Source organism: Roseateles sp. P1_C6, assembly GCF_056406315.1.
The window spans coordinates 76,517-100,225 of record NZ_JBFUAK010000009.1; the positions used below are offsets into that span (position 1 = coordinate 76,517).

Annotated in this window: 28 protein-coding genes; 21 read left to right on the forward strand and 7 right to left on the reverse strand. The window is 68.5% G+C overall.

The window, feature by feature from the left end; translation table 11 throughout:
- Window positions 1–20 precede the first annotated feature (20 nt).
- The gene (argF, locus tag AC1D29_RS19980; protein WP_477900645.1) at window positions 21–983 is read right to left on the reverse strand and encodes an ornithine carbamoyltransferase; all 963 of its coding nucleotides are present in this window, start codon (window positions 981–983) and stop codon (window positions 21–23) included.
- Window positions 980–2,185: an acetylornithine/succinylornithine family transaminase gene (locus AC1D29_RS19985; protein WP_477900647.1), complete on the reverse strand. Its 1,206-nt coding sequence runs from the start codon at window positions 2,183–2,185 to the stop codon at window positions 980–982. The genes argF and AC1D29_RS19985 overlap by 4 nt, the downstream gene beginning before the upstream one ends.
- A 152-nt stretch (window positions 2,186–2,337) precedes the next feature.
- Between AC1D29_RS19985 and AC1D29_RS19990 the strand changes: the two genes are divergently transcribed.
- Together AC1D29_RS19990 and AC1D29_RS19995 are read left to right on the forward strand one after the other, a co-directional pair.
- Window positions 2,338–2,676, forward strand: coding sequence for a DUF3579 domain-containing protein (locus AC1D29_RS19990; protein WP_477900649.1), 339 nt, complete (start codon window positions 2,338–2,340; stop codon window positions 2,674–2,676).
- Between the two features lie 82 nt (window positions 2,677–2,758).
- Window positions 2,759–3,637: an alpha/beta fold hydrolase gene (locus tag AC1D29_RS19995; RefSeq protein ID WP_477900651.1), complete on the forward strand. Its 879-nt coding sequence runs from the start codon at window positions 2,759–2,761 to the stop codon at window positions 3,635–3,637.
- A 240-nt stretch (window positions 3,638–3,877) separates the two neighbouring features.
- Here the strand turns inward: AC1D29_RS19995 and rpsT are convergent, their stop codons facing one another.
- Window positions 3,878–4,174, reverse strand: coding sequence for a 30S ribosomal protein S20 (rpsT, locus tag AC1D29_RS20000; protein ID WP_477900653.1), 297 nt, complete (start codon window positions 4,172–4,174; stop codon window positions 3,878–3,880).
- A gap of 120 nt (window positions 4,175–4,294) precedes the next feature.
- On the opposite strand from rpsT, the gene murJ reads away from it, so the two are divergent.
- The 10 genes from murJ (at window position 4,295) to AC1D29_RS20050 (ending at window position 13,305) form a co-directional block, all read left to right on the forward strand.
- Window positions 4,295–5,857, forward strand: a complete 1,563-nt coding sequence (gene murJ / locus AC1D29_RS20005; RefSeq protein WP_477900655.1) for a murein biosynthesis integral membrane protein MurJ — start codon at window positions 4,295–4,297, stop codon at window positions 5,855–5,857.
- Complete coding sequence (locus AC1D29_RS20010; protein ID WP_477900657.1) at window positions 5,857–6,714, forward strand: SirB1 family protein; 858 nt, start codon at window positions 5,857–5,859, stop codon at window positions 6,712–6,714. The genes murJ and AC1D29_RS20010 overlap by 1 nt, the downstream gene beginning before the upstream one ends.
- Window positions 6,715–6,742: 28 nt before the next feature.
- Window positions 6,743–7,816 carry an AI-2E family transporter gene (locus tag AC1D29_RS20015; protein WP_477900659.1) on the forward strand — a complete coding sequence of 358 codons (1,074 nt, stop codon included), beginning with the start codon at window positions 6,743–6,745 and terminating at the stop codon, window positions 7,814–7,816.
- Window positions 7,813–8,478 (forward strand): DnaA regulatory inactivator Hda, encoded by a 666-nt coding sequence (gene hda / locus AC1D29_RS20020; RefSeq protein ID WP_477900661.1) that lies wholly within the window; start codon window positions 7,813–7,815, stop codon window positions 8,476–8,478. The genes AC1D29_RS20015 and hda overlap by 4 nt, the downstream gene beginning before the upstream one ends.
- A 16-nt stretch (window positions 8,479–8,494) precedes the next feature.
- Window positions 8,495–9,163, forward strand: a complete 669-nt coding sequence (locus AC1D29_RS20025; protein WP_477900663.1) for a histidinol-phosphatase — start codon at window positions 8,495–8,497, stop codon at window positions 9,161–9,163.
- On the forward strand, window positions 9,160–10,716 hold the full coding sequence (pcnB, locus tag AC1D29_RS20030) for a polynucleotide adenylyltransferase PcnB (RefSeq protein WP_477900665.1): 1,557 nt from the start codon (window positions 9,160–9,162) through the stop codon (window positions 10,714–10,716). The genes AC1D29_RS20025 and pcnB overlap by 4 nt, the downstream gene beginning before the upstream one ends.
- 13 nt (window positions 10,717–10,729) lie before the next feature.
- Window positions 10,730–11,200 (forward strand): 2-amino-4-hydroxy-6-hydroxymethyldihydropteridine diphosphokinase, encoded by a 471-nt coding sequence (gene folK / locus AC1D29_RS20035; RefSeq protein ID WP_477900667.1) that lies wholly within the window; start codon window positions 10,730–10,732, stop codon window positions 11,198–11,200.
- A 16-nt stretch (window positions 11,201–11,216) separates the two neighbouring features.
- The gene (locus AC1D29_RS20040) at window positions 11,217–11,570 is read left to right on the forward strand and encodes a DMT family protein (protein ID WP_477900669.1); all 354 of its coding nucleotides are present in this window, start codon (window positions 11,217–11,219) and stop codon (window positions 11,568–11,570) included.
- Between the two features lie 64 nt (window positions 11,571–11,634).
- A complete protein-coding gene (locus tag AC1D29_RS20045; RefSeq protein WP_477900671.1) occupies window positions 11,635–12,282 on the forward strand; it encodes a DUF47 domain-containing protein in 648 nt (215 codons plus the stop codon).
- 12 nt (window positions 12,283–12,294) lie between these two features.
- Entirely contained in the window at window positions 12,295–13,305 is a 1,011-nt protein-coding gene (locus tag AC1D29_RS20050) for an inorganic phosphate transporter (RefSeq protein WP_477900673.1), read from the forward strand.
- Here AC1D29_RS20050 and AC1D29_RS20055 read toward each other — a convergent pair.
- Window positions 13,299–13,727 (reverse strand): NINE protein, encoded by a 429-nt coding sequence (locus AC1D29_RS20055; RefSeq protein WP_477900675.1) that lies wholly within the window; start codon window positions 13,725–13,727, stop codon window positions 13,299–13,301. The genes AC1D29_RS20050 and AC1D29_RS20055 overlap by 7 nt on opposite strands.
- A complete protein-coding gene (locus AC1D29_RS20060; protein ID WP_477900677.1) occupies window positions 13,724–14,263 on the reverse strand; it encodes an N-acetyltransferase family protein in 540 nt (179 codons plus the stop codon). The genes AC1D29_RS20055 and AC1D29_RS20060 overlap by 4 nt, the downstream gene beginning before the upstream one ends.
- A gap of 190 nt (window positions 14,264–14,453) precedes the next feature.
- On the opposite strand from AC1D29_RS20060, the gene rpsP reads away from it, so the two are divergent.
- The 9 genes from rpsP (at window position 14,454) to AC1D29_RS20105 (ending at window position 20,741) form a co-directional block, all read left to right on the forward strand.
- On the forward strand, window positions 14,454–14,711 hold the full coding sequence (gene rpsP, locus AC1D29_RS20065) for a 30S ribosomal protein S16 (RefSeq protein ID WP_477900679.1): 258 nt from the start codon (window positions 14,454–14,456) through the stop codon (window positions 14,709–14,711).
- A 74-nt stretch (window positions 14,712–14,785) separates the two neighbouring features.
- Entirely contained in the window at window positions 14,786–15,307 is a 522-nt protein-coding gene (gene rimM, locus AC1D29_RS20070; protein ID WP_477900681.1) for a ribosome maturation factor RimM, read from the forward strand.
- Window positions 15,308–15,317: 10 nt separating this feature from the next.
- Entirely contained in the window at window positions 15,318–16,082 is a 765-nt protein-coding gene (gene trmD, locus AC1D29_RS20075; protein WP_477900683.1) for a tRNA (guanosine(37)-N1)-methyltransferase TrmD, read from the forward strand.
- A 126-nt stretch (window positions 16,083–16,208) separates the two neighbouring features.
- A complete protein-coding gene (gene rplS / locus AC1D29_RS20080) occupies window positions 16,209–16,562 on the forward strand; it encodes a 50S ribosomal protein L19 (protein ID WP_310259721.1) in 354 nt (117 codons plus the stop codon).
- 143 nt (window positions 16,563–16,705) lie between these two features.
- Window positions 16,706–17,389, forward strand: a complete 684-nt coding sequence (locus AC1D29_RS20085; RefSeq protein WP_477900686.1) for a CoA pyrophosphatase — start codon at window positions 16,706–16,708, stop codon at window positions 17,387–17,389.
- 23 nt (window positions 17,390–17,412) lie between these two features.
- The gene (locus AC1D29_RS20090; RefSeq protein WP_477900688.1) at window positions 17,413–18,402 is read left to right on the forward strand and encodes a CobD/CbiB family protein; all 990 of its coding nucleotides are present in this window, start codon (window positions 17,413–17,415) and stop codon (window positions 18,400–18,402) included.
- Between the two features lie 21 nt (window positions 18,403–18,423).
- A complete protein-coding gene (gene cobT, locus AC1D29_RS20095; RefSeq protein ID WP_477901102.1) occupies window positions 18,424–19,446 on the forward strand; it encodes a nicotinate-nucleotide--dimethylbenzimidazole phosphoribosyltransferase in 1,023 nt (340 codons plus the stop codon).
- 3 nt (window positions 19,447–19,449) lie between these two features.
- Complete coding sequence (gene cobS / locus AC1D29_RS20100; protein ID WP_477900690.1) at window positions 19,450–20,211, forward strand: adenosylcobinamide-GDP ribazoletransferase; 762 nt, start codon at window positions 19,450–19,452, stop codon at window positions 20,209–20,211.
- Window positions 20,211–20,741 carry a histidine phosphatase family protein gene (locus AC1D29_RS20105; RefSeq protein WP_477900692.1) on the forward strand — a complete coding sequence of 177 codons (531 nt, stop codon included), beginning with the start codon at window positions 20,211–20,213 and terminating at the stop codon, window positions 20,739–20,741. Before cobS ends, AC1D29_RS20105 begins: the two co-directional genes overlap by 1 nt.
- Here the strand turns inward: AC1D29_RS20105 and AC1D29_RS20110 are convergent.
- Together AC1D29_RS20110 and AC1D29_RS20115 are read right to left on the reverse strand one after the other, a co-directional pair.
- The gene (locus AC1D29_RS20110) at window positions 20,716–22,728 is read right to left on the reverse strand and encodes a S9 family peptidase (RefSeq protein WP_477900694.1); all 2,013 of its coding nucleotides are present in this window, start codon (window positions 22,726–22,728) and stop codon (window positions 20,716–20,718) included. The genes AC1D29_RS20105 and AC1D29_RS20110 overlap by 26 nt on opposite strands.
- Window positions 22,729–22,812: 84 nt before the next feature.
- Window positions 22,813–23,658 (reverse strand): Tim44 domain-containing protein, encoded by an 846-nt coding sequence (locus AC1D29_RS20115; RefSeq protein ID WP_477900696.1) that lies wholly within the window; start codon window positions 23,656–23,658, stop codon window positions 22,813–22,815.
- Between the last annotated feature and the right edge of the window lie 51 nt (window positions 23,659–23,709).

The following is a 23,709-nucleotide window of genomic DNA, read 5'->3' on the forward strand; positions in this document are numbered from 1 at the left end:
TTTTTGTGGGCGCAAGGTTTTCAGCCGATGCGGCCCAGCAGCAGGTACTCCATCAGCGCCTTCTGCACGTGCATGCGGTTCTCAGCCTCGTCCCAGACCACCGACTGCGGCCCGTCGATGACGTCCGCCGCCACCTCCTCGCCGCGGTGGGCCGGCAGGCAGTGCATGAAGAGCGCGTCCGGCTTGGCGCGGGCCATCATGTCGCGGTCCACGCACCAGTCCGTGAACGCCGCCTTGCGGGCCTCGTTCTCGGCCTCGTAGCCCATGCTGGTCCAGACGTCGGTCGTCACCAGGTCGGCACCGATGCAGGCCTCGCGCGGGTCGCTGAAGACCTTGTAGCAGCTGCTGTCCTTCACGCCGGCCACAGCCGGGTCCACGCCATAGCCGCTGGGCGTGCTGACATGCACCGTGAAGCCGAGGATCTCGGCCGCCTGCAGCCAGGTGTTGGCCATGTTGTTGCCGTCCCCCACCCAGGCCACGACGCGGCCCTTCAGGCAGTCCATGTCGATGGCGCCGCGTCGGTCCATGCCACGGTTCTCGATGAAGGTGAACAGGTCGGCCAGGATCTGGCAGGGGTGGTACTCGTTGGTCAGGCCGTTGATGACCGGCACGCGCGAGTGCGCCGCGAACGCCTCGATCTTGCTTTGCTCGAAGGTGCGGATCATGACGATGTCGACCATGCGGCTGATGACGCGCGCGGAGTCCTCCACCGGCTCGGCGCGGCCCAGCTGGCTGTCGCCGGTCGTCAGGTGCACGACCGAGCCGCCCATCTGGTACATGCCCGCCTCGAAGCTGACGCGCGTGCGCGTGCTGGCCTTCTCGAAGATCATCGCCAGCGTGCGGTCGGCCAGTGGCTGGTAACGCTCGTAGTTCTTGAAGCGCCGCTTGATGATGGCGGCGCGGTCGAACAGGTGGGCGTATTCCTCGGCGCGAAAGTCCTTGAACTGCAGGTAGTGACGCATCAGTCCTTGCCCCGGCTTCATGGCTTGGGCTGCGCGAGCAGCGCCTTGATCAACGGCACGAGGAGGGCCGCGATCTCACGGGCCTCGTCATGCGTCAGGATCAGCGGCGGCAGCAGGCGCACGACGCGGTCGGCGGTCACGCTGATCAGCAGGCCGGCGTCCAGGCTCTGTGTCAGCAGCACGCCGGCCGGGCGGTCCAGCTCGATGCCCAGCATCAGGCCCTGGCCGCGGATCTCGACGACGCCGGCTTCACCGGCCAGACCTTCGGCCAGTGCACCACGCAGCGTCGCGCCGACGGCTTCAGCATTGGCCAGCAGCCCGTCCTCTTCCATGATGGTCAGCGTCTCGACGCCGGCGCGCATGGCCAGCGGGTTGCCGCCGAAGGTGGTGCCATGGTTGCCGGCCTTCAGCACGCTCGCCGCGCGCGGGCCGCAGACGACGGCGCCGATGGGCACGCCCGAACCCAGGCCCTTGGCCAGTGGCATCACGTCCGGCTTGATGCCTGCCCACTGGTGCGCGAACCACTTGCCGGTGCGGCCGATGCCGCATTGCACCTCGTCCAGCATCAGCAGCAGGTCGCGCGCGTCGCAGATGCGGCGCAGCGCCTGCAGGAACTCGATGCGGGCCGGGTTGATGCCGCCTTCACCCTGGATGGTCTCCAGGAAGATGGCCGTGACGTTGGGGTTGGCATCGAGCGCCGCTTCGACGGCCGCGGTGTCGTTCAAGGGCACGCGCACGAACCCCGGCACCAGCGGCGCGAAGCCGGCCTGGATCTTGGGGTTGGCCGTGGCCGACAGCGTCGCGATCGAGCGGCCATGGAAGGCGCCCTCGAAGACGAGCACGGCCGGGTTGTCATTACCGCGGTCGTGGCCGAACTTGCGGGCGATCTTCAAGGCCGCCTCGTTCGCCTCCAGTCCGCTGTTGCAGAAGAAGACGTTCGCCAGCCCCGAAATCTCGCAGAGCTTGGCGGCCAGCCGTTCCTGCAGCGGCGCGAGGTAGTAGTTGCTGGTGTGGATCAGCTTGGCGATCTGCTCCTGCAGCGCCGGCACGAGGCGCGGGTGGTTGTGGCCCAGCGTGTTGACCGCGATGCCGCCCAGCCCATCCAGCAGTCGTCGGCCTTCCGTGTCCCAGACCCAGCAGCCCTGGCCGTGCGAAAGCGCAACGGGCAGGCGGCCATAGGTCGGCATGACATGGGGCTCGGACGAGGAGGGGACAGCGTTCATCGGGTCTCCGATTGGGTTGAGAAAAAGTGGGCTTTTGATTCTAGAGTCCATGCGGTGACATTTGCTGCGCCGCAACAGATGCGGCTTCGCCGAGGCACAATAGCGGTCTTTGACAGCGGAGCTCCGCTGTACCGCGAAGCCCCCCGTTGTCCATGACCGTTGCCCCCTCGCCGCGCGAAGTCTTCATCCAAGGTGTCACCTTGGACGGACGCACCTTCCGCCCCAGCGACTGGGCCGAACGACTGGCCGGCGCGATGTCCTGCTTTCGCCCCGGCGGCGCGCGTGGCGGCATTGGCGCCTACATCGGTTATTCGCCGCTTTGCGTGCCCACCGTCATCAATGGCGTGAAGTGCGTCGTCGTCAACGAGGAGCTCAAGCGCCTCGAGCCGATGGCCTGGGACTTCGTCATGAACTTCGCGCGTGACAACAACCTGCAGGTGGCCGACGCCTGCCTGCTGCCCGACGGGCCCGCAGGCAAGCCGGGCGTTTGACGTCCTACGTCCTAGCGACATTCCCGAGCCCGGTTGTTGCGGGGCGCCGTTATCCTCGCCGGCAACGTTTCGATACCTGCCGATGACCCTCAACGCAGCCTCTGCTGCTCCCGACCCCTTCCTCGCCGCGGCCCCATTGGGCCAGGCGCCGCAGTCGGCCGTCTCGGCGCCGGTGTGGGTGTTGCTGCGCGGCCTGTCGCGCGAGAGCGGGCATTGGGGCGTCTTCCCCGAGCATCTGCTGCGCGAGTTGCGCGCGCTGCAACCGGCCTCACAGCTGCTGATGCTGGATTTGCCTGGCACCGGCACCCTGCGCCGCCAGGCCAGCCCGACGCAGGTGTCGGCCATCGTCGATGCCTGCCGGGCCGAGTTGCAGCGGCGTGGCGTGACGGGTCCGACGTCGCTGATCGGCATGTCGCTGGGCGCGGCGGTCTTGAGCGACTGGGCCAATCGCTACCCCAAGGAGGTCGAGGCCGGCGTGCTGATCAATCCCAGCCTGCGGCCGTTCAGCGAGTTGTTCCGCAAGCCGCGGCCTCTGAACTATCTCGGTCTGCTGCTGCTGTCGCTGAGCCGCTTCAGTGCCCGCATGCGCGAGGAACGCGTGCTGAGTCTGACGACGCGGCTGACACCCGCGCAGGCGGTCATCGACCGCTGGGTTGAACTGCAGCGCCAGCATCCGCTGGGTGTGCGCAACACCATGCGCCAGTTGCTCGCCAGCTCCCGTTATCGCGCCAGCCGCACCCGGCCCGCTGCGCCCATGCTGCTGCTGTGCAGCAAGGGCGACAACCTGGTCGACTGGCGCTGCTCGCAGGCCATCAGCCGCGCCTGGGGGGCGCCGCTGCGACTGCACACCAAGGCCGGCCACGATCTGCCGCTGGACGATCCGCAATGGGTCGCGCGTGCCGTGGCGGAGTGGCTGCGCGACCGCAGCATCCAGGGCGTGGGCCCCGGCGAGTGGCACTAGATGGTTGGCTCCTCGTCCAGTCTCGCCCGCTGAACGCGGCGAGCCTGGTCGGTCCCCCTGGCGGACGCCGATGCTTGCCGGATCAACCGGCAAGCGCATCGCCCTGAGTGGGCCGGCTTGGGAGCGGCCAGGCGCTCGGCCCGCAATACATCGCCAAATGCGAGAGGCCCGCAGAGCGGGCCTCAAAGCAAAAGGCCCGCTTTCGCGGGCCTTCAGCTTGCACCAGAGCTGGATTTGTAATCAGGCGGCGAGCGCCTTGATCTTGGCGGACAGGCGGCTCTTGTGACGAGCGGCCTTGTTCTTGTGGAAGATGCCCTTGTCAGCGACCGAGTCGATCACGGCCTGGGCAGCCTTGAACAGGTCAGCAGCCTTGGACTTGTCGCCCGCGACCACGGCCTTTTGCACGTTCTTGACGACCGTACGGAATTTGGAGCGCAGAGCCGTATTCGCGGCGTTGAGCTTGACGTCCTGGCGGGCGCGTTTGCGGCCCGATGCCAGGCGAACCGTCTTCTTCTTGGCTTTGGAGCTGGTTGCCATGCTGTATCTATACCCAGTTGGTGCAAAGACGACGAGTATAGCCCGGAATCAGGGTTAAAGCCAAGTACCTGGGCGGAGTTTCAAAAAGGGGCCTATGGACGACACAGATAATCCCGCGCCATGAATCTGCTGCGCGCTGCGTCGACCATATCCCTGCTGACCCTGACCTCGCGCATCACCGGGCTCGTTCGTGAACAGATGGTGGCCGGCCTGTTCGGCGCCACGTTCTTCACCGACGCCTTTCTCGTCGCCTTCCGCATCCCCAACCTGCTGCGCCGTCTGCTGGCGGAAGGGGCGTTCTCCCAGGCTTTCGTGCCGCTGCTGGCTGCCTGCCGCACGACGGAGGGCGAAGCGGCGACGAAACGGCTGGTCGACGCCGTCGCCACCGTGCTCGCCTGGGCGCTGGTGGTCACGTCGGTGGTGGGCATCGTGGCCGCGCCTGTGCTGGTGTGGCTGCTCGGTTCCGGCCTGCCGGCGCGGGAGTTCGACGCCAGCGTGGTCATGACCCGCTTCATGTTTCCGTACATCGGCTGCATGTCGATGGTGGCGCTGTCGGCCGGCATCATGAACACGTACCGGCGCTTCGTCGTGCCGGCGGCCACGCCGGTGCTGATGAACCTGAGCACGATCGCCGTCTGCCTGGCGCTGGTCAAGCCGCTGGAGCGCGCCGGCTACCCAGGCATCTACGCGATGGCGCTGGGCGTGATGCTGGGCGGCGTGTTGCAGCTGGTCGTGCAGTGGCCGGCCCTGCGCGCCATCGGCATGCTGCCCAGGCTGCGCTGGACTTGGCGCGGCTTGCGCGAGTCGCAGGCCCACCCGGGCGTGGGCCGGTTGCTGCTGAACATGGGCCCGGCGCTGCTGGGCGTGGGTGTGTCCCAGCTGTCGCTGATGATCAACACGCAGATCTCCAGCAACCTCGGCGCCGGCGCAACTTCCTGGCTGAACTATGCCGACCGGCTGATGGAGTTCCCCATCGGCTTGCTGGGCGTGGCGCTGAGCGCCGTGCTGACGCCGCAGCTTTCGGGCGCTCAGGCGGCGGGCGAGAGCGAGCGCTACAGCCGGTTGCTGGACTGGGGCCTGCGCATGGTGATGCTGCTGGCGCTGCCCTGCGCCGTCGCGCTGCTGGTCTTTGCCGAACCGCTGACCGCGGTGCTCTATCACCGCGGCGCCTTCCGGGCCGATGACGTCGTGCACACCTCGCAGGCCGTGATGGGCTGGGGCGTGGGGCTGCTGGGCCTGATCGCCGTCAAGGTGCTGGCGCCGGGCTTCTATGCCCGCCAGGACACCGGCACGCCGGCCAAGATCGCCATCGCCGTGTTGATCCTGACCCAGTTGTTCAACCTCGTCTTCGTGCCCTGGATAGGTGTCGCCGGCCTGGCGCTGTCCATCGGCCTGGGCGCGCTCGTCAATGCCACCTGGCTGCTGTGGGGCCTGAGGAAGCTTGGCAGCTACCGCCCCGAGCCAGGCTGGCTGGGCTTCGGCCTGCGCGTGGTGCTGGGCTGCGTGGCCATGGGCCTGCTGCAGTGGCAGCTGGCGGAGCGGCTGGACTGGATCGCGCTGGGCGCGCATGAGTTCCAGCGCGGCGCGGTCATGGCGGGCAGCCTGGCCGGCAGCGCCGTCGTCTACTTCTCGGTACTGCTGCTGGTCGGCATGCGGCCCAAGGCGCTGGGCAGGCCGGGTTGATGAAGTTCGCCGCGCCGACTCCGCTGGAGTACTTCGCCACGCTGGTGGCGGAGGACGACGGCCTGAACCTGCTCGAGGCTGCCATCAGCCTGGCCCAGGACGAGCACCCGCGGCTGGACGTGCAGGCCGTGCTGGCGGACGTGGACACGCTGGCGCGCCGGCTGCGCGAGCGCCTGACGCCCGACACCGCACCGGCCGAGCGGCTGCGCCAGCTGACGCGCTTCTTCCATGGCGAGCTGGGCTTTGCCGGCAATCTGAACAACTACTACGCGGCCGACAACAGCTATGTCCACCGCGTGCTGGAGACCCGGCGCGGCATCCCGATCACGCTGGCGGTCCTGCTGCTGGAACTGGCCGAGCAGGCCGGCCTGCGCGCGGCCGGGGTCGCCTTCCCGGGGCATTTCCTCGTCAAGTGCCGCATCGGCCTGGGCGAGGTCGTCATCGATCCCTTCACCGGCGAGTCGTTGTCACCGGCGCGCCTGGACGAGCGGCTGGCCGTCTACCGCCATGGCAGCGACCTGCCGCAGGAGCTGGAGCTGCCGCTGGAGTTCTTCCTGCGTGCCGCCACCAAGCGCCAGGTCCTGGCCCGCATGCTGCGCAACCTGAAGGAGGTGCACCGCGCCGCTCGCGACTGGCAGCGGCTGCTCGCGGTGCAGCAACGGCTGGTCGTGCTGCTGCCGGGCGATGCGACCGAGCGCCGAGACCGCGGCCTGGTGCTCGAGGCGCTGGGCGCGACGGCAGCCGCCGCGCAGGACCTGGCCTTCTACCTCGACGAGCGCGGCGACGCGCCGGACGCCGCCGAGCTGCGCGCCCGCCTGGCCGTTCTGCTCGAACGGCGCTCGCCACCGCTTCAGTGACAATCCGCGCCCTCGCGCCCCGCCCACCATGATGAAGCTCAGCAAGCCCCAACGCACCGCCCTGGTCTGGGGTGGTGTTGCGTTCGCGGGCGTCGTGCTGCTGTGGCTGCTGTCGCCCGTGCTGGCGCCCTTCATCGCGGCCCTGGTGCTGGCCTATGCACTGGCGCCCGCCGTGCAGGCCCTGGTCAACCGGCGCGTGCCGCGATCGGTCGCGGTGCTGGTGGTGGAGTTGCTGCTGGGCTTGGCGCTGCTCGCGCTGCTGCTGCTGGTGCTGCCCATCCTCAGCAAGGAGTTGCCGGCGCTGCGCGAGCAGATTCCCGCGCTGGCCAAGGTCGCCAACGACAAGCTCTCGCCCTGGCTGGCGCAGTACGGCATCCACCTGCAGCTGGACCAGGCCAGCATCAAGGCCTTCGTGCTGAAGTACCTGGACGCCAATCTCGAGGACTGGCTCGCCACCGTGCTGAGCTCGGCCCGCATCGGTGGCAGCTTCCTGCTCGCCTTTGTCGGCAACGCGGTGCTGCTGCCGGTCGTGCTGTTCTACCTGCTGAATGACTGGCCCACGTTGATGGCGCGCGCCTGGGCGCTGGTGCCGCCGACGGCGCGCCAGTCGGTGGGCAGCTTCCTGCAGGACTGCGACGAGACCCTGGGCCAATACCTGCGCGGCCAGCTCCTGGTCATGGGTGCGCTGGCCATCTTCTACAGCGTCGGGTTGGCGCTGGCGCGCTTCGAGCTGGCCCTGCCCATCGGCATCTTCACCGGCCTGGCCGTCTTCATCCCTTATCTGGGCTTCGGCGTGGGCCTGCTGCTCGCGCTGCTGGCCGGCCTGCTGCAGTTCGCCAGCCTCTATGGCGTCGTTGCCGTGGCCGTCGTCTTCGGCGTCGGCCAGTTGCTGGAGAGCTTCGTGCTGACGCCGCGCTTCGTCGGCGAGCGCATCGGCATGAGCCCGTTGATGGTCATCTTCGCGTTGCTCGCCTTCGGCCATCTGTTCGGCTTTGTCGGCGTGCTGATCGCATTGCCGCTGTCGGCCGTGGCCGCGGTCGCAGCACGCCGCCTGCACCGCACCTATCTCGCGAGTTCACTGTTCCACTCAACGTCCCGATGAGGCAGATCCCGCTCGCGCTGCTGGCACCGCCCGCGCACAGCTTTGACAACTTCCTGCCCGGCGCCAATGCCGAGGCGCTGGCCTACCTGAAGGGCTTGATGCCCGGCGACCCGCCCGCGCTGCTGTGGGGCCCGACGGGCTCGGGCAAGACGCATCTGCTGCAGGCGCTGGCCGAGCGCTGGCAGGCCGCCGGCCATCGCGTGGCCTGGTATGACGCCGACACGCCCCTGCCCTGGGAGCTGCCGGCGCACGAGAGCCTCTTGCTGCTCGACGACTGCCAGCGCTTCGACGCCGGCCAGCAGCATGCGGCGTTTGCGCTGTTTGTCGCGTCGGCAGGGCAGGGCTACACCGTCGTCGCGGCCGCGGATGCGCCGGCCGTCGACCTGCCCGTGCGCGAGGACTTGCGCACCCGGCTGGGCTGGGGGCCGAGCTTCGCGCTCGAGCCGCTGCGCGAGGCGGAGATGCGCGCCGTGCTGCGCCGCGAGGCCGACCGCCGCGGCCTGCTGCTGGGCGACGAGGTGCTGTCCTATCTGCTGACCCGCTTCGAGCGCAACCTCAAGGGCTTGATGGCCTTGCTGGAACGGCTGGACGAGTTCGCCATGGCCAGCAAGCGACCGCTGACCTTGCCGTTGCTGAAGGCCATGCTGGCCGATGAGAAATAGACTCTGACCCCATTTTATGAATCTGACGCTTTTTGACCTCGACGGGACGCTGATCCCGGTGGATTCCGATCACTCCTTCGGCGCCTTCATGGTCGAGGTCGGCTGGGTCGACGGCGAGGTCTGGGGCCGGCGCAACGACGAGTTCTTCGCCCAGTACAACGCCGGCACGCTGGACCTGCCGGCCTATGTCGAGTTCGCCACGTCGGCCTTTCGCAGCCGGCCGCTGGCCGAGGCGCTGGCGATGCGTGAGCGCTTCATGGCCGAGGTCATGCAGCCGGCGCTGCGGCCCGAGGCCAGGGCGCTGGTCGAGAAGCACCGCGCTGCGGGTGATCTGATCGCCTTGGTCACCGCCACCAATGAATTCGTCACCGCGCCCATCGCCGCGGCCTTCGGCATCGAGCACCTGATCGCGGTCGAGTTGGCGTGCGACGTCACCGGCCACTACACCGGCGCCATCCGCGGCGTGCCGAGCTTCCGCGAGGGCAAGATCGAGCGCGTCGAATCCTGGCTGCGAGGGCTGGGGGCACAATCGGGCGGTTTCGAGCGCGTGACGTTCTACAGCGACTCGACCAACGACTTGCCCCTGCTCGAACGCGTCAGCCACCCGGTGGCGACCAACCCCAGTCCCGCGCTTGCGCGCATCGCTGCCGAGCGCGGCTGGCCCCAGCTCCAACTCTTCGCATGATCAAGAAGTTCATCGACAAGCTCCTCGGCAAGCCCGCCGCTGCGGCCACCAAGACCAGCCCGCTCGGCAAGCGCGTCGAGATCACGGCGGAAACACACGGCATCAATCCCGAGTTGCTCGACGAGCGCGCCGTCAAGGTCGTCAAGACGCTGACCGACGCGGGTTTCGAGGCCTACATCGTCGGCGGCGCCGTGCGCGACCTGTTGCTGGGTGTGCGGCCCAAGGACTTCGACGTCGCCACCAACGCGACGCCCGAGCAGGTCAAGGGCCTGTTCCGCCGCGCCTTCATCATCGGCCGGCGCTTTCGCATCGTCCACGTGGTCTACGGCCGCGGCCGCGAGCATGAGGTCATCGAGGTGTCGACCTTCCGCGCGCTGCCGACTGAGGGTGAGTCCGCCAGCGCCGCCGTTGGCGGCAACGAGAAGACGTCCAAGGCCGAGCTGGAAGGCAAGTCCCACGCCGTGGACGCCAGCGGCCGTGTGCTGCGCGACAACGTCTGGGGCCCGCAGATCGAGGATGCCGCGCGCCGCGACTACACGGTCAACGCGATGTACTACGACCCCCAGCGCCAGCTGGTGGTGGACTACCACGGCGGCCTGGCCGACGCGCGCGCCAAGCTGCTGCGCATGATCGGCGACCCCGAGACGCGCTACCGCGAAGACCCGGTCCGCATCATCCGCGCCGTGCGCTTCGCCGCGAAGCTGGGCTTCACGCTGGAGCCCAAGACGCTGGCGCCGGTGAAGACCTCGGCCGCACTGCTGGCCAACGTGCCGGCCTCGCGCCTGTTCGACGAGATGATCAAGCTGCTGCAGACCGGCCACTCGCTGGCCAGCATCGCGCAGCTGAAGAAGCTGGGCCTGGCCCGCGGCGTGTTCGCCGTGCTGGACGCGATGCTGACCGAGACCGGCGACCTGCACGAAGGCGTGCGCGGCAAGTTCGTGCGCCAGGCCTTCGAGGACACCGACCGCCGTGTCGCCGAGGGCCGCGGCGTCAGCCCCAGCTTCATGCTGGCCTGCATGCTCTGGTACGAGGTGCTGGACCGCTGGACCAAGATCCGCAACGGCGGCGAGCCGGCCGTGCCCGCGCTGGCCCAGGCCATCGATGCCGTCTTCGACGCTCGCATCGGCGACATCTCCGGGCGCGGCAAGCTGGCGGCCGACATGCGCGAGATCTGGATGATGCAGACCCGCTTCGAGCGCCGCAGCGGCTCGGGCGTGTTCAGCCTCATCGAGCAGCCACGCTACCGCGCCGGCTTCGATTTCCTGCGCCTGCGCGCCGACGCCGGCGAGATCGACCCGGCGCTGGCCGACTGGTGGGAAGACTTTGCGCTGGGCAGCGACGACGACCGCCAGGCCTTGCTGGCCGACGCCCGCAGCAGCCAGCAAAAGGCGCCGCGCGTCGTGCGCGCGCCGCGCGCCGAGACGGCGACCGCCACCGAGGACGACGAGACTGAGCCAGCCGCCGCAGACGCGCCGGCCAAGAAGCGCCGTCGCCGTCGCCGCAAGCCCGGTGGCGGGGAGGGCGCTGCGGCGCCCGCGCCCAGCGCCGAGTGAGTTCGCGCGGTCCATGCGCGTTCACGTGGGCCTGGGCGCCAACCTCGGTGACGACCTGCTGGCCACGCTGACGCAGGCGGCGCGCGCGTTGGCCGCGCTGCCCGATACCCGCCTTGTCACGCTGTCCAGTGCCTGGCGCAGCGCGCCGGTGGATGCCGGCGGGCCGGACTTCCTGAACGCGGTCGCCGCGCTGGACACGGCGCTTTCACCCATTGAACTGCTGGACGCGCTGCAGGCCATCGAGCAGACCCATGGTCGCGAGCGCCCGTACCGCAACGCGCCGCGCACGCTGGACCTGGACCTGCTGCTGTACGGCGACCTGGTCCTCGACACACCGCGCCTGACGCTGCCTCATCCGCGCCTGGGCGAGCGTGCCTTCGTGCTGCGCCCGCTGCTGGAGATCGCGCCCGAACTGGCGCCGCTGGCCGCTGGCAACGCCTGGCAGACCCAGCGCATCGAACTCAGCGGCGCCATCCCGCGCTGAATTCCGGAGACCTGCGATGTTTTCTACTGTTGCTGGCTGGCAGACCGTCGGGCTGCTGATCCTGTCCAACGTCTTCATGACCTTCGCCTGGTACGGGCACCTCAAAGGCCTGGCCACCAAGCCCTGGTGGATCGCCGCGCTGATCAGCTGGGGCATCGCGCTGTTCGAGTACCTGCTGCAGGTGCCGGCCAACCGCATCGGCCATGGCGCCGGCTTTGGCCTGGCGCAGCTGAAGATCACCCAGGAGGTCATCACGCTGGGCGTTTTCGTGCCGTTCTCGGTGTTCTACATGGGCGAGCCGCTGAAGCTGGACTTCCTGTGGGCGGGGCTGTGTCTGATGGGTGCGGTGTATTTCATCTTCCGGTCATGACGACGTCACGAGGGCGGGCTAGGTAAACTCTCGCCTTTCCCATCAGAACAAGACAAGGACGGCCATGCTGTTCGGCAAACTGCTGCCCCGTGAGGGCAATTTTTTTGAGCTGTTCAACGAGCACGGCAACCACATCGCGGAAGGCGCCCGAGCCTTCCTGAAGATGATCGAGAACTACGCCGATCCAGCGCTGCGCCAGCAGTACGCTGACGGCGTCGACGAGGCGGAACACGCCGCCGACCGCGTGACGGCCGAGGTCAACCGACTGCTGCACCGCACCTTCATCACGCCGATCGACCGCGAGCAGATCCACGGCCTGATCAACGCGATGGACGACATCCTCGACCTGCTGCAGGACTCGTCCGAGACGCTGTCGCTGTACGATGTGCGTGCCGTGCCCGAACAGGTGCTGCAATTGGCGACGCTGTCCGTGCGCTGCTGCGAGCGTGTGCAGCATGCCGTGACGCTGCTGCCGCACCTGAGCAAGCCAGCGACGACCGAGGCCGCGATCAAGACCTGCGAGGAGATCGACCGCCTCGAGTCCGATGCCGACCGTGTCATGCGCTCGGCGATGTCGCGCCTGTTTCGCGAGGAGCCGGACGTGCGCGAGCTCATCAAGCTGAAAGCGATCTACGAACAGCTGGAATCCATCTCCGACCGTTGCGAGGACGTCGCCAATCTGATCGAGGGCATCGTCCTCGAGAACTCCTGATCAGGCGCCCTCATGGCATCCGCTGAGATCGCCTTCTGGGTGGTGGCCTTGCTCGTCGTGCTGGCGCTGCTGTTCGACTTCATGAACGGCTTCCACGACGCGGCCAATTCCATCGCCACCGTCGTTTCCACCGGCGTGCTGAAACCCCAGCAGGCCGTGCTGTTCGCGGCCTTTTTCAACGTCGTCGCGATCGCCTTCTTCCAGCTCAAGGTGGCCGCCACCATCGGCAAGGGCATCGTCGAGCCGGGCGTTGTCGACCACCATGTCGTGTTCGGCGCCTTGTGCGGCGCCATCACCTGGAATTTCATCACCTGGTGGTGGGGCATTCCGTCCAGCTCATCCCACGCGCTGATCGGTGGCATCGTCGGCGCCGTCGTGGCCAAGGCCGGCCCGCAGGCGCTGGTGGGCGCAGGCATCTGGAAGACCGTGGCCTTCATCATCGTGTCGCCGCTGCTGGGCTATCTGCTCGGTTCGCTGATGATGGTGCTGGTGGCGTGGATCTGTCGTCACAAGTCACCGATACGAATAGATCGCTGGTTCCGCCGGTTGCAACTGGTGTCCGCCGGGCTCTACAGCCTGGGTCATGGCGGCAATGACGCACAGAAGACCATCGGCCTGATCTGGATGCTGCTGATTGCCGCCGGCATGGTCGCCGTGGGCGACAAGGCGCCGCCCACGTGGGTCATCCTGGCCTGCTATGTCGCCATCGGCATGGGCACGATGTTCGGTGGCTGGCGCATCGTGCAGACCATGGGTCAGCGCATCACCAAGCTCAAGCCGGTGGGCGGCTTCTGCGCCGAGACGGGCGGGGCCATCACGCTGTTCCTGGCCACTGCGCTGGGCATTCCGGTCTCGACCACGCACACCATCACCGGCGCCATCGTCGGCGTGGGCTCCGTGCAGCGGGCGTCGGCCGTGCGCTGGGGCGTGGCCGGCAGCATCGTCTGGGCGTGGATCTTCACGATCCCCGCCGCGGCGACCATGGCCGGCATCTGCTACTGGATCAGTTTTGCGCTTTACTGATCGACCTGGGATTCGAAATAGCGCTGGGCGCTGAAGGCGATGGTCGCCATCAGCGTGGTGCCGCCGACAAACAGGCACAGCACGACGCCGATGACGGCGCCCCAGCCGCTGGCCGGGGCCGCTTGGGAGGGGTTGAAGCGCGCATTCCAGCGCTCGTCGGGCATCAGGCCGTAGACGATGCCGCCGATCAGTGCGGCGACGAGGCTGACGCCCAGCAGCGGGATCAGCAACCAGGCCAGGCGGTCGTCCTGGCCGAGCTGGTCCATGCGCTGCAGGCCGACGAGGCCCAGCAGCGTCGGCAGCGGGAACAGCCAGGCCCACCGGTCCTTCAGGCCGTGAAGATAGAAGCGGTGCAGGCCGAAGACGCCCAGGAGCAGGGCCAGCCAGGTCGCGACGGCCTTGTGCTTGACGCCACCGCTCATTCGGCGGCCGCGACGCTGTCGCCCTGGCCCAGCGTGCGCTGCATCAGCACGACGTCCAGCCAGCGGCCGAACTTCCAGCCGGCGCTCTTCAGCACGCCGGTGTGCTGAAAGCCCAGCGCCGTGTGCACGCCGACCGAGCCGGCATTGGCCGCATCACCGATGACGGCCAGCATCTGGCGCGCACCGGCCGCCTCGCAGCGGGCCATCAACTCGGCCAGCAGCAGCCGGCCGACCCCCTGGCCCTGGGCGGCAGGGGAGAGGTAGATGGAATCCTCGACGCAGAAGCGGTAGGCCAGGCGCGGGCGAAAATAGTTGGCGTAGGCATAGCCCAGCACCTCGCCGTCCCGCTCGGCGACCAGCCAGGGCAGGTTGCGGCCCAGCACCTCGGCGCGGCGGCGGCCCATCTCGTCGATGCCGGGCACCTCGGTTTCGAAGGTGCCCGTACCCTCCAATACGGCCTGGCCGTAGATGGCCTGGATGGCGGGAATGTCGGCGTCGGTGCTGGGGCGGATGCGCAATGGAGAGGGCTGAGACATATCTTGCTGGATTAACTTCTGATCGAGTTTATAATGCTGAGTTCTGGTGTCGGCTGCGGGGAGCTGCAGCGTATCTACGGCACCTGAGACGGCGGCAACGCCGGCGGTTAATCACCGCGAACCGATCTGCTCGCCCTGAGTGTCTCCTGGTGCGGTGATCGCCCAACCCATCATCAATTAAGGAAACATCATGGTTGTGATTCGTCTGGCCCGCGGCGGCTCCAAGAAGCGCCCGTTCTACAACATCGTCGTTGCCAACAGCCAGCAGCGTCGTGACGGCCGCTTCATCGAGCGCGTCGGCTTCTACAACCCCGTCGCCTCCGGTGCCGCCGAGAAGCTGCGCGTCGAACAAGACCGCGTCAGCTACTGGATCGGTGTCGGCGCACAGCTGTCGCCCACGGTGGCCCGCCTGGTCGGTGACGCCAAGACGGCTGCCGTTGCCGCCTGACCCTCGTGGTTGGCAACAAGCCTCAACAAGACGGCGCTTCGGCGCCGTCTTTTGCTTCTGAGCCGGATGATCTGGTGCAGGTCGGCCACATCCTGGATGCCTGGGGCGTCAAGGGGTGGTTCAAGGTGCAGGCCTATTCCAATCAGGCCGACGCGCTTTCTTCGGCCAAGCACTGGTTCCTGAAGAGTGTCGCCCCTAAATCGGGTCGACGGACCTTGAAGGTGTTGTCCATGCGTGAGCATGGCGAGGGCCTAGTCGCGAATGCCGAGGGCGTCGACGACCGCAACGGTGCCGAGGCGCTGCGCGGATTCGAGGTCTGGATCTCGCGCGCCGACTTCCCCCGCGCCGGTGACGGCGAGTACTACTGGGTCGACCTGATCGGCCTGGACGTCGTCAACCGTGAGGGCCAGGCACTGGGTCGCGTCATCGGCCTGATCGACACCGGCCCGCACGCGGTGCTGCGCATCCTGCCCCAGGGTATCGAAGAACCAGCCAAGCCCGACCAGGAGAAGCTCATTCCCTTCGTCGGCGCCTTTGTCGACGACGTGAGCCTGGAAGCACGCCAGATCCGTGTCGACTGGGGTGTGGATTTCTGAGGCGCCGGCCATGCGCTTCGACGTCCTGACGATCTTCCCGGAGCTGTTCGCGCCGCATCTGACGCATGGCGTCACGCGGCGTGCCTTCGAGAACCGCCAAGTGGACGTGCGCCTGTGGCCGCTGCGCGATTTCGCCGAGGACAACTACCGCCGCGTCGACGACCGCCCCTATGGTGGCGGGCCCGGCATGGTCATGCTGGCCGAACCGCTGGAGCGTGCCCTCGCGGCGGTGAAGGCCGACCGCGGCGATGCGTCGCCCGCGGTCATCCACTTCACGCCCACCGGCGCACGCATCGACCAGGCGCGCGTGCAGCAACTGGCGGTCGGCCCCGGTGCAGTGCTGCTGTGCGGCCGCTACGAGGGCATCGACCAGCGCGTGCTGGACCGCCATGTGACGCTGGAACTGAGCCTGGGCGACTTCGTGCTGTCCGGCGGCGAGCTGCCGGCGCTGGCGCTGCTGGATGCCGTCGCGCGGCTGCAGGACGGCGTGCTGGGCGATGCCCAGTCCCACCAGCAGGATAGTTTTTCCGAGACCAGCGATGGCTTGCTGGACTGCCCGCACTACAGCCGCCCGGAACTGCTGCCCGCCACCGGCGAGCAGCCCGAGCGCGCGGTGCCGGCCGTGCTGATGTCCGGCCACCATGCCGACATCAAGCGTTGGCGGCGCGAGCAGTCGCTGGCACTGACGGCAGCGCGCCGGCCCGAGCTGATCGTGGCCGCCCGCGCAGCAGGCCGCCTGAGCAAGGCCGACGAAGCCTACCTCGCCAAGCTCTAGGCAAAACCCGCGGTCCGCGTTATACTAACGGGCTGTCCGATCCTCTGGCGGGTCGAGTGGGCTGGAAATTCCAGTTCTGCAAACATCCCGATAAATAGCGAGCCGCCAAGATCCGTAGGAGTACAGATGGACCTGATCCAAACCCTTGAGCAAGAAGAAATTGCTCGCCTGAACAAGACCATCCCCGTTTTCGCCCCTGGCGACACCGTGATCGTCAGCGTGAACGTCGTTGAAGGCAGCCGCAAGCGCGTGCAGGCCTACGAAGGCGTCGTCATCGCCAAGCGCAACCGCGGCCTGAACAGCAGCTTCATCGTCCGCAAGATCTCCAGCGGCGAAGGCGTCGAGCGTACGTTCCAGCTGTACAGCCCGCTGATCGCCTCGATCGAAGTCAAGCGCCGTGGCGATGTCCGCCGCGCCAAGCTGTACTACCTGCGCCAGCGTTCGGGCAAGTCGGCACGTATCAAGGAAAAGCTCGCTTAAGCGAGTTTTCGTCGGAGTTAATGGCGCAGCTTGCGCCGTTAACGCAGACAAAAGCTGGCCCAATTCGCCTGCTTTCCACGGCAAGGCCGCCCGGAGCTCCGCTCCCGGCGGCTTTTTCATTGGCGTCGTCCTATGCTGGCTGAATGACCCGTCCCGCGATCACGCAACCCCAGCTCGTGCCGGTCACGAGCGTCGACGACCACCTGCCCGCCGTGTCCGCGGCCGCGTTGACCGCCGAGGCCATCCGCGGTCGGCTGGCGGCCTTGTCGGCCTGGACGCCCGAGTTCCCCGGCGATGGCGGTCTCTTCCCCGGTCGTGAGCCATCGGGCGCGGCTGTGCTGATCCCGCTGGTTCAGCACGACGCCGGCCTGAGCCTTCTGCTGACCCGCCGTGCCGACCATCTGCGTGACCATGCCGGCCAGATCAGCTTCCCCGGCGGCCGCGTCGAGCCCGAGGACAACGGCCCCGTGGCGACCGCGCTGCGCGAGACCGAGGAGGAGATTGGCCTGGCGCGCCGCTTCATCGAGGTCATCGGCCAGCTGCCGGTCTATTCGACAGTGACGGCCTTCCAGGTCACGCCGGTCGTGGCCCTCGTCGAACCGGGCTTCACGCTCAAGCTCGACGACTTCGAGGTGGCTGAAGCCTTCGAGGTGCCGCTGTCCTTTCTGATGAACCCGGCCCACCACCGCCATCATCGTTTCGAGTTCGCCGGCAGCGAGCGCCGCTTCCTTTCCATGCCCTGGCAGGGGCCGGAACGCGAGTACTTCATCTGGGGCGCGACGGCCGCGATGTTGCGCAACTTCTACCGTCTGCTCAGCGCCACCTGATCGCGCCACTATCATCCCGGCCCATGAATTTCTTCGCGGTGCTGCTGGCCCTGTTGTGTGAGCAACTCAAGCCCCTGAGGCATGGCAACCGCGTGCATCAGTCGGTCATCGGCTGGGTGCGCTGGACCGGCCGCAACTTCGACGCCGGTGACGAGCACCATGCCGCCATCGTCTGGGCCATCACGGTGCTGGTGCCGGGTCTGGTCGTCGCGCTGCTCTACGTGGCCCTGCGCCACTTCAGCGTGCTGCTGGCGCTTGGGCTGAACGTGCTGGTGCTGTACCTCACGCTGGGCTTCCGGCAGTTCAGCCACTACTTCACCGACATCCGTGACGCGCTGGAGCGCGGCGACGACGCGACCGCGCGTCAACTGCTGGCCGAGTGGCGGCACCTGGACGCGAGCGAGCTGCCGCGCACCGAGCTGATCCGCCACGTCATCGAGCATTCGCTGCTGGCTGCCCACCGGCATGTCTTCGGCGTGTTCTTCTGGTTCATCGTCTGCTCGACCATCGGCCTGGGCCCGGCCGGCGCCGTGCTGTATCGCATGGCCGAGTTCGCCGGCCGCTACTGGGCCTTCAAGAGCCGTACGCTGGATGCGCCGACCAATCCGCGCCTGCTGGCCTTGTCGCGCCAGGCCTTCACGCTGATTGACCACCTGCCCGCGCGGCTGACGGCCACCGGCTTTGCCATCGTCGGCAACTTCGAGGAGGCCGTGAACGCCTGGCGCCGCGATGCCAGCCTGTGGCTGCATCCCAACGAGGGCATCATCCTGGCGTCTGCCGCTGGCGCAGTGGGGCTGCAGTTGGGCGGCGCGGCAGCGCCTGGCATCACGCCGGACCGCAGCAAGACCTTTGATGCCGGCTCGGAGCCCGATGCCACCGGCGCGGCCGGCTCGACGTCCGGCGCGCCACCCCAGCTGGGCCATCTGCAGAGCGTCGTGGGCCTGGTCTGGCGTTCCGTCGTGCTGTGGATGCTGCTGCTGGCCCTGCTGACCCTGGCCAATCTCGTCGGCTGACCGCCGACCACCCACCCGATGATGTTTCCTGACTTGCCGGCGTTGGCCGAGCCTGAATTGAACGCGCGCGTGCAGCACGCCATCGACCACAAGACCAAGCCGCTGGGGGCACTGGGCCGCATCGAGGCGCTGGCGCTGCAATTGGCGCTGATCCAGGGCGTCGAGCGGCCTGCGCTGCGCGAGCCCCAACTCGTCGTCTTCGCGGCCGACCATGGCCTGTCCCGGCGCGGCGTGTCGGCCTATCCGCGCGAGGTCACGCCGCAAATGGTGGCCAACATGCTGGCCGGCGGCGCGGCCGTGTCGGTGCTGGCGCGCCAGCAAGGCCTGGCGCTGACGATTGCCGACTGCGGCGTCGATGCGCCGCTGGCCGACGGCGCCGTGGACCTGCGCATTGCCGCCGGCACTGCCGATGCGAGCGTCGGCCCGGCCATGTCGACCGAACAGGCCGAGCGCGCGCTGCGCAACGGCATGGCCCTGGTCGAGCGCCTGCCCGGCAACGCGCTGCTGCTGGGCGAGATGGGCATCGGCAACACCTCCTCGGCCAGCCTGCTGATGGCGCGCCTGACCGGCCTGCCGCTGGCGGATTGCGTCGGCCGAGGCACCGGGCTGGATGACGCCGGCCTGGCACGCAAGCTGGCCGTGCTGCAACAGGCGCTGGCTGCCAATGCAGGGGCGCAGACGCCGCTGCAGATGGCCGCGGCACTGGGTGGTTTCGAGATCGTCACGATGGCCGGCAGCGTCATCGCCGCCGCGGCGCAGCGGCGCGTGGTCCTCGTCGACGGCTTCATCACGACGGCTGCCGTTGCGCTGGCCGAGGCACTGCGCCCCGGCGTACTGCCAGCCTGCGTGTTTGCACACCGCTCGGCCGAGGGGCCGCATGCGCGCTGGCTGCAACAACTCGATGCACGCCCGCTGCTGGACCTGGACCTGCGCCTGGGCGAGGGCAGTGGTGCCGCGCTGGCCTGGCCGCTGCTGACGGCGGCCTGCGCGCTGCTGGCCGACATGGCCAGCTTCGACAGCGCCGGCGTCAGCAACCGCGAGTAGCCGGTGAGGCTCTTCCTTGTCGCGCTGCAGTTCCTGACGCGGCTGCCTGTGCAGCTGGGTCGCTTCGAGCCGGCCTGGCTGAATGACTGCGTGCGGCACTTCCCGCTCGTCGGTGTGCTGGTGGGGGCGGTGGGTGCGCTGGTGCTGCTGGGTGCTGCGCAGCTCTGGCCGGCCTGGGTCGCCGCCGTGCTGGCGCTGACGGCCACCGTCGCGCTGACCGGCGGCTTCCACGAGGACGGCCTGGCCGACACCTTCGACGCACTGGGCGGCGTCGTGCCGCGCGACAAGGCGCTGGTCATCATGAAGGACTCGCGCATCGGCAGTTATGGCGCGCTGGCGCTGGGGCTGTCGCTGCTGCTGCGCGCGGCGCTGCTGGCGGTGCTGGCGACGCGGCCGACGCTGGGCGTGGTCGCCGCGCTGCTGGCCAGCCATGCCTTCGCCCGCGCTGCGGCCGTGGGCGTCATGGTCAGCCTGCCTTATGGCGGCGACGCCGAGCATGCCAAGGCCAAGCCGCTCGCGCTGGCCGTCGCGTCGCGCAACTTCGGCATCGCGCTGGGTTGGTGCGGGCTGCTGGCGCTCACGCTAGCGGGCATGGGCGTCTACCTGCCCAAGCTGCTGGTTTCGGTTGCGGCGGCCGCACTGGTGGCGCTCGTGATGCGCCAGTGGCTCAAGCGCCGCCTGGGCGGCTACACCGGCGACGGGCTGGGTGCCACCGAGCAACTCGCCGAGATTGCCGTGCTGCTGGCCTTCACGGCTGCGTTCTGATGGCGGCGTTCACGATCTGGCGCCACCCCAAGCCGCGTGGCACGGCAGGGCGTTGCATCGGCGGGCGTACCGATCTTCCGGTGGACCCACGCAAGGCCAAGCGCTTGGCGCACCGCATCCGCGCTCACGCGCGCCATCATGGCCTGCCGCGCGAGGTCGTCACGTCGCCGCTGGCACGTGCCGCCGCAGTGGGCCGCTGGCTGAAGCGCTGGGGCTTCCGCTGGCGGATCGACGCGGCGCTGGCCGAGATGAACTTCGGCGCCTGGGACGGCAAGGCGTGGAGCGCCGTCCCGCCGGTAGCGTTCGACCGCTGGATGGCCAACTTTTGCGGCTTCGACTTCGATGGCGGTGAGTCGGTTGCCGCGCTGCTGGCGCGCGCCGCCGCCTGGCAGCCGTCCTGCGTGCTGGCCGTGGGGCATGGCGGCTGGATCACCGCCCGGTCTTGGGCCGGGCGGGCCGCGCCGACGCCAGAGACCTGGCCACTGCCGCCGGGCTATGGCCGACCTATTTCAATACCGTCTGCTGCATGAACAACACCGTCGCGTAGAACTGGAAGTCCTGGTTGTCCTTCTTCTGGAAACCATGGCCTTCGTTCTCGGCGCGCAGGTACCACACCGGCGTGCCGCCCTGGCGGACGGTGGCGACGATCTGCTCGGCCTCGGTGTAGGGCACGCGCGGGTCGTTCTTGCCCTGGATGACGAACAGCGGCTTCTTGATGCGCGCGGCGTTCGTCAGCGGCGAGATCTTCTCCAGGTGGGCCTTCATCGCCGGGTCGCGTTCGTCGCCGTATTCGACGCGGCGCAGGTCGCGGCGGTAGCTCTCGGTGTTGTTCAGGAAGGTCACGAAGTGCGAGATGCCCACCACGTCGATGGCGCCGGCGATGCGGTCGGCGTAGTTCGTCGACACGGCCAGCGTCATGTAGCCGCCGTAGCTGCCGCCGGTGACCAGCACGCGTGACGCGTCGAGGTCTGGCTGGGTCGCGATCCAGTCCAGCAGCGCGCCGATGTCCTTGACCGAGTCCTCGCGCTTGAAGCCGTTGTCCATCGCCAGGAAGCTCTTGCCGTAGCCGCTGGAGCCGCGCACGTTGGGCTGGATCAGCGCCATGCCCAGCTCCTGCACGAAGTAGGCGTTGCGGCCCAGGAAGCCGAAGCTGGCCTGCGACTCGGGGCCGCCGTGGATGGAGATCAGCACCGGGCGCTTGCCGCTGAACTTCTTGGGCGGCGCGGTCAGCATGCCGGAGATGGTCGTGCCGTCGAAGCTCTTCCAGCGCACGATCTTCTGCTCGCTGAAGCCCGACGTGTCCATGCCCGGCGCGGCCGAGGCACGCGTCCACTGCTGCAGCTTGCCGTCCGTGCCCAGCGAATAGATCTGGCTGGGGCCCTGGGCGTTGCTGATCGACAAGGCCAGCTCGCCGCGGCTGCGGTGGTAGGACGCCGCGCCCACGTTGCCGTTGGGCAGCGCGCCCGGGGCGGGCACTTCCTTGGCCGTCGCGGCATCGAAGAAATGCAGTTCGTCGCGGCCATCGACGTTGAACTGCGCGGCCAGCTTGCTGCCGTCCTCCGTCAGCGTGACGCCGCTGAGATCCCAGGGGATGTGGCTGCTGACGCGGTCGATGCGGTTGCTGGCCAGGTCCAGCTTCATCAGCTCGCGGAACTCGCCGGCGCGGTCGCTGGCGATCCACAGCGAGCGGCCATCGGGCGCCCAGCCGGCCGGGGAGTAGGTGGCCTTGGCCTCCTGGCTGCCGGCCGCCGGCACGACCTGTTTAGTCGCGCCGTTGGCCAGGTCCATCATCCAGACCTGCGACTCATTGGCCGACAGGTAGCGCGTCAGCGAGACGCGGCTCTCGTCGGGCGAGGGCCGGCTGGCCGACCAGCCGCCGCCGTCCAGCTCGGCCAGCTTGCGCCGGCCCTCGGGCTTCTCGGGGTCCATCAGCCAGAAGGTCGTCGTGATCCTGGTGCGCGTGCCGCCCTGGGCCGTGCGGTCGATGGGCACGGACGAGTAGATTAGCTGGCCGCTCTTGCGCAGCCAGGTGTTGATCGCATGGCGCTCGTCCGGGCTGGTCAGCAGCACGGGCTGGGCACCCGCCTGGCCGAGCGGCAGGCGATAGATCTGCCCGACCTCGTTGCCGCCGGTGGCGCGCTCGAAGACGATGTACTTGCCGGTGCGCGGCTCATAGGTTGCGCGGGCCACCGGGTCGGCGCCGTCCGTCAGCTGTTCGCCCTCGGCGAGCGGCGACGTGACGCGGAAGATTTGCGCCGTGTTGGCCCCCGCCTTGCGGTGGCTGACCAGCATTTCGCGTTGCGTCGGGTGCCAGTCCGAGAAGGCATGGCCGCGGAAATCGTTGTAGCGGCCGATGGCATCGGCCAGGCTCTGCGGCACCGCCGGGATGCCTTGCACGACCAGGTTGGCATTGGGCGCGATGACGGCCGAGGACACCGGCGGCGGCGCGGGCGGAGCGGCGCAGGCGGCCAGCAATGTGGCGCCGACGGCGCAGAGGGAAAGACGCAGACGAATCATGGGGGGGCCTCAAAAGAAAAATGGGCGCTCGAAGCGCCCATTCTCGTGCGGGTCAGACTCGGGTCTAACCCGCTGTGACCTGGGTCATGCCGTCTGCTGGATGCCGGCGATCAGCCATCCGTCGCCGGCCTTGACCAGGTGCCAGATCTCGTCGAAGTCTTCGGCGGCCTGCTCGCTGGCTTCGCGCACCAGGCCCCAGAAGCGCACCGAGACGATCTGCTCGCCGCCTTCGGTGGCGACCTCCACGACGCGGGCGTCCAGCTGCAGCACCTCGGTGCGCTGCGCCTTGCCGCCGCGCTCCAGCAGGTCGTGCTGGATGCTGGCGTACATCTGCGGCGTCGTGAAGCGGCGCAGGTCGGCCTGGTCGCCGGCGTCGTTGGCGGCCTGCAGGCGGATGAAGACCTGCTTGGCCAGCTTCTCGAAGCCGGCCGCGTCGAAGTCGGCCGGTGCGCCCGCCAGCGGCTGGGCGGCAGCGACGGGGGCGGGCTGCGCGTTCCACGCCGGTTCGGCCTGGAAATGGGCGCCATTGGCACCGGCCAGTTGCGGCTTGGGCGCAGCAAAGCGGCGCACCAGGAAGCGGATCACGAACACCGCCACCAGGCCCAGCAACACCATGGTCATGATGTTGGCCAGTTCACCACCAAAGCCGAAGTGGCTCGCCAGCGCGGCCAGGCCCAGGCCGGCGGCAATACCGGCGATGGGGCCCAGCCAGGAGCGCTTGGGCGCGGCGGCAGGCGCAGCCGGCGTGGCGGCGGCCTGCTTGGCCGGCGCGGCCTGCTGCGGGGTTTGGGCCGGCGGCGTCTGCGGCGCGGTCTGGGTCGGCACGCTGCGCTTGATGCCGCCGCCGCCCAGACGTTTGGCCTCGGCGTCGTGCAGAGGCAGGGCGAAGGCCAGCAGCGTGGCCAGGCAGAGCGCAAGGATGCGGTTCAAGGAGAGTCTCCAGAGAGTGGGGAAACGAGACCACACGTGGTGGCTCGCCGG

What these genes read in the sequence shown, in the direction of transcription:
- argF (WP_477900645.1), bottom strand. Translation starts at nt 983, where the DNA reads ATGAAGCCGGGGCAAGGACTGATGCGTCACTACCTGCAGTTCAAGGAC.
- AC1D29_RS19985 (WP_477900647.1), bottom strand. Translation starts at nt 2,185, where the DNA reads ATGAACGCTGTCCCCTCCTCGTCCGAGCCCCATGTCATGCCGACCTAT.
- AC1D29_RS19990 (WP_477900649.1), top strand. Translation starts at nt 2,338, where the DNA reads ATGACCGTTGCCCCCTCGCCGCGCGAAGTCTTCATCCAAGGTGTCACC.
- AC1D29_RS19995 (WP_477900651.1), top strand. Translation starts at nt 2,759, where the DNA reads ATGACCCTCAACGCAGCCTCTGCTGCTCCCGACCCCTTCCTCGCCGCG.
- rpsT (WP_477900653.1), bottom strand. Translation starts at nt 4,174, where the DNA reads ATGGCAACCAGCTCCAAAGCCAAGAAGAAGACGGTTCGCCTGGCATCG.
- murJ (WP_477900655.1), top strand. Translation starts at nt 4,295, where the DNA reads ATGAATCTGCTGCGCGCTGCGTCGACCATATCCCTGCTGACCCTGACC.
- AC1D29_RS20010 (WP_477900657.1), top strand. Translation starts at nt 5,857, where the DNA reads ATGAAGTTCGCCGCGCCGACTCCGCTGGAGTACTTCGCCACGCTGGTG.
- AC1D29_RS20015 (WP_477900659.1), top strand. Translation starts at nt 6,743, where the DNA reads ATGATGAAGCTCAGCAAGCCCCAACGCACCGCCCTGGTCTGGGGTGGT.
- hda (WP_477900661.1), top strand. Translation starts at nt 7,813, where the DNA reads ATGAGGCAGATCCCGCTCGCGCTGCTGGCACCGCCCGCGCACAGCTTT.
- AC1D29_RS20025 (WP_477900663.1), top strand. Translation starts at nt 8,495, where the DNA reads ATGAATCTGACGCTTTTTGACCTCGACGGGACGCTGATCCCGGTGGAT.
- pcnB (WP_477900665.1), top strand. Translation starts at nt 9,160, where the DNA reads ATGATCAAGAAGTTCATCGACAAGCTCCTCGGCAAGCCCGCCGCTGCG.
- folK (WP_477900667.1), top strand. Translation starts at nt 10,730, where the DNA reads ATGCGCGTTCACGTGGGCCTGGGCGCCAACCTCGGTGACGACCTGCTG.
- AC1D29_RS20040 (WP_477900669.1), top strand. Translation starts at nt 11,217, where the DNA reads ATGTTTTCTACTGTTGCTGGCTGGCAGACCGTCGGGCTGCTGATCCTG.
- AC1D29_RS20045 (WP_477900671.1), top strand. Translation starts at nt 11,635, where the DNA reads ATGCTGTTCGGCAAACTGCTGCCCCGTGAGGGCAATTTTTTTGAGCTG.
- AC1D29_RS20050 (WP_477900673.1), top strand. Translation starts at nt 12,295, where the DNA reads ATGGCATCCGCTGAGATCGCCTTCTGGGTGGTGGCCTTGCTCGTCGTG.
- AC1D29_RS20055 (WP_477900675.1), bottom strand. Translation starts at nt 13,727, where the DNA reads ATGAGCGGTGGCGTCAAGCACAAGGCCGTCGCGACCTGGCTGGCCCTG.
- AC1D29_RS20060 (WP_477900677.1), bottom strand. Translation starts at nt 14,263, where the DNA reads ATGTCTCAGCCCTCTCCATTGCGCATCCGCCCCAGCACCGACGCCGAC.
- rpsP (WP_477900679.1), top strand. Translation starts at nt 14,454, where the DNA reads ATGGTTGTGATTCGTCTGGCCCGCGGCGGCTCCAAGAAGCGCCCGTTC.
- trmD (WP_477900683.1), top strand. Translation starts at nt 15,318, where the DNA reads ATGCGCTTCGACGTCCTGACGATCTTCCCGGAGCTGTTCGCGCCGCAT.
- rplS (WP_310259721.1), top strand. Translation starts at nt 16,209, where the DNA reads ATGGACCTGATCCAAACCCTTGAGCAAGAAGAAATTGCTCGCCTGAAC.
- AC1D29_RS20085 (WP_477900686.1), top strand. Translation starts at nt 16,706, where the DNA reads ATGACCCGTCCCGCGATCACGCAACCCCAGCTCGTGCCGGTCACGAGC.
- AC1D29_RS20090 (WP_477900688.1), top strand. Translation starts at nt 17,413, where the DNA reads ATGAATTTCTTCGCGGTGCTGCTGGCCCTGTTGTGTGAGCAACTCAAG.
- cobT (WP_477901102.1), top strand. Translation starts at nt 18,424, where the DNA reads ATGTTTCCTGACTTGCCGGCGTTGGCCGAGCCTGAATTGAACGCGCGC.
- AC1D29_RS20105 (WP_477900692.1), top strand. Translation starts at nt 20,211, where the DNA reads ATGGCGGCGTTCACGATCTGGCGCCACCCCAAGCCGCGTGGCACGGCA.
- AC1D29_RS20110 (WP_477900694.1), bottom strand. Translation starts at nt 22,728, where the DNA reads ATGATTCGTCTGCGTCTTTCCCTCTGCGCCGTCGGCGCCACATTGCTG.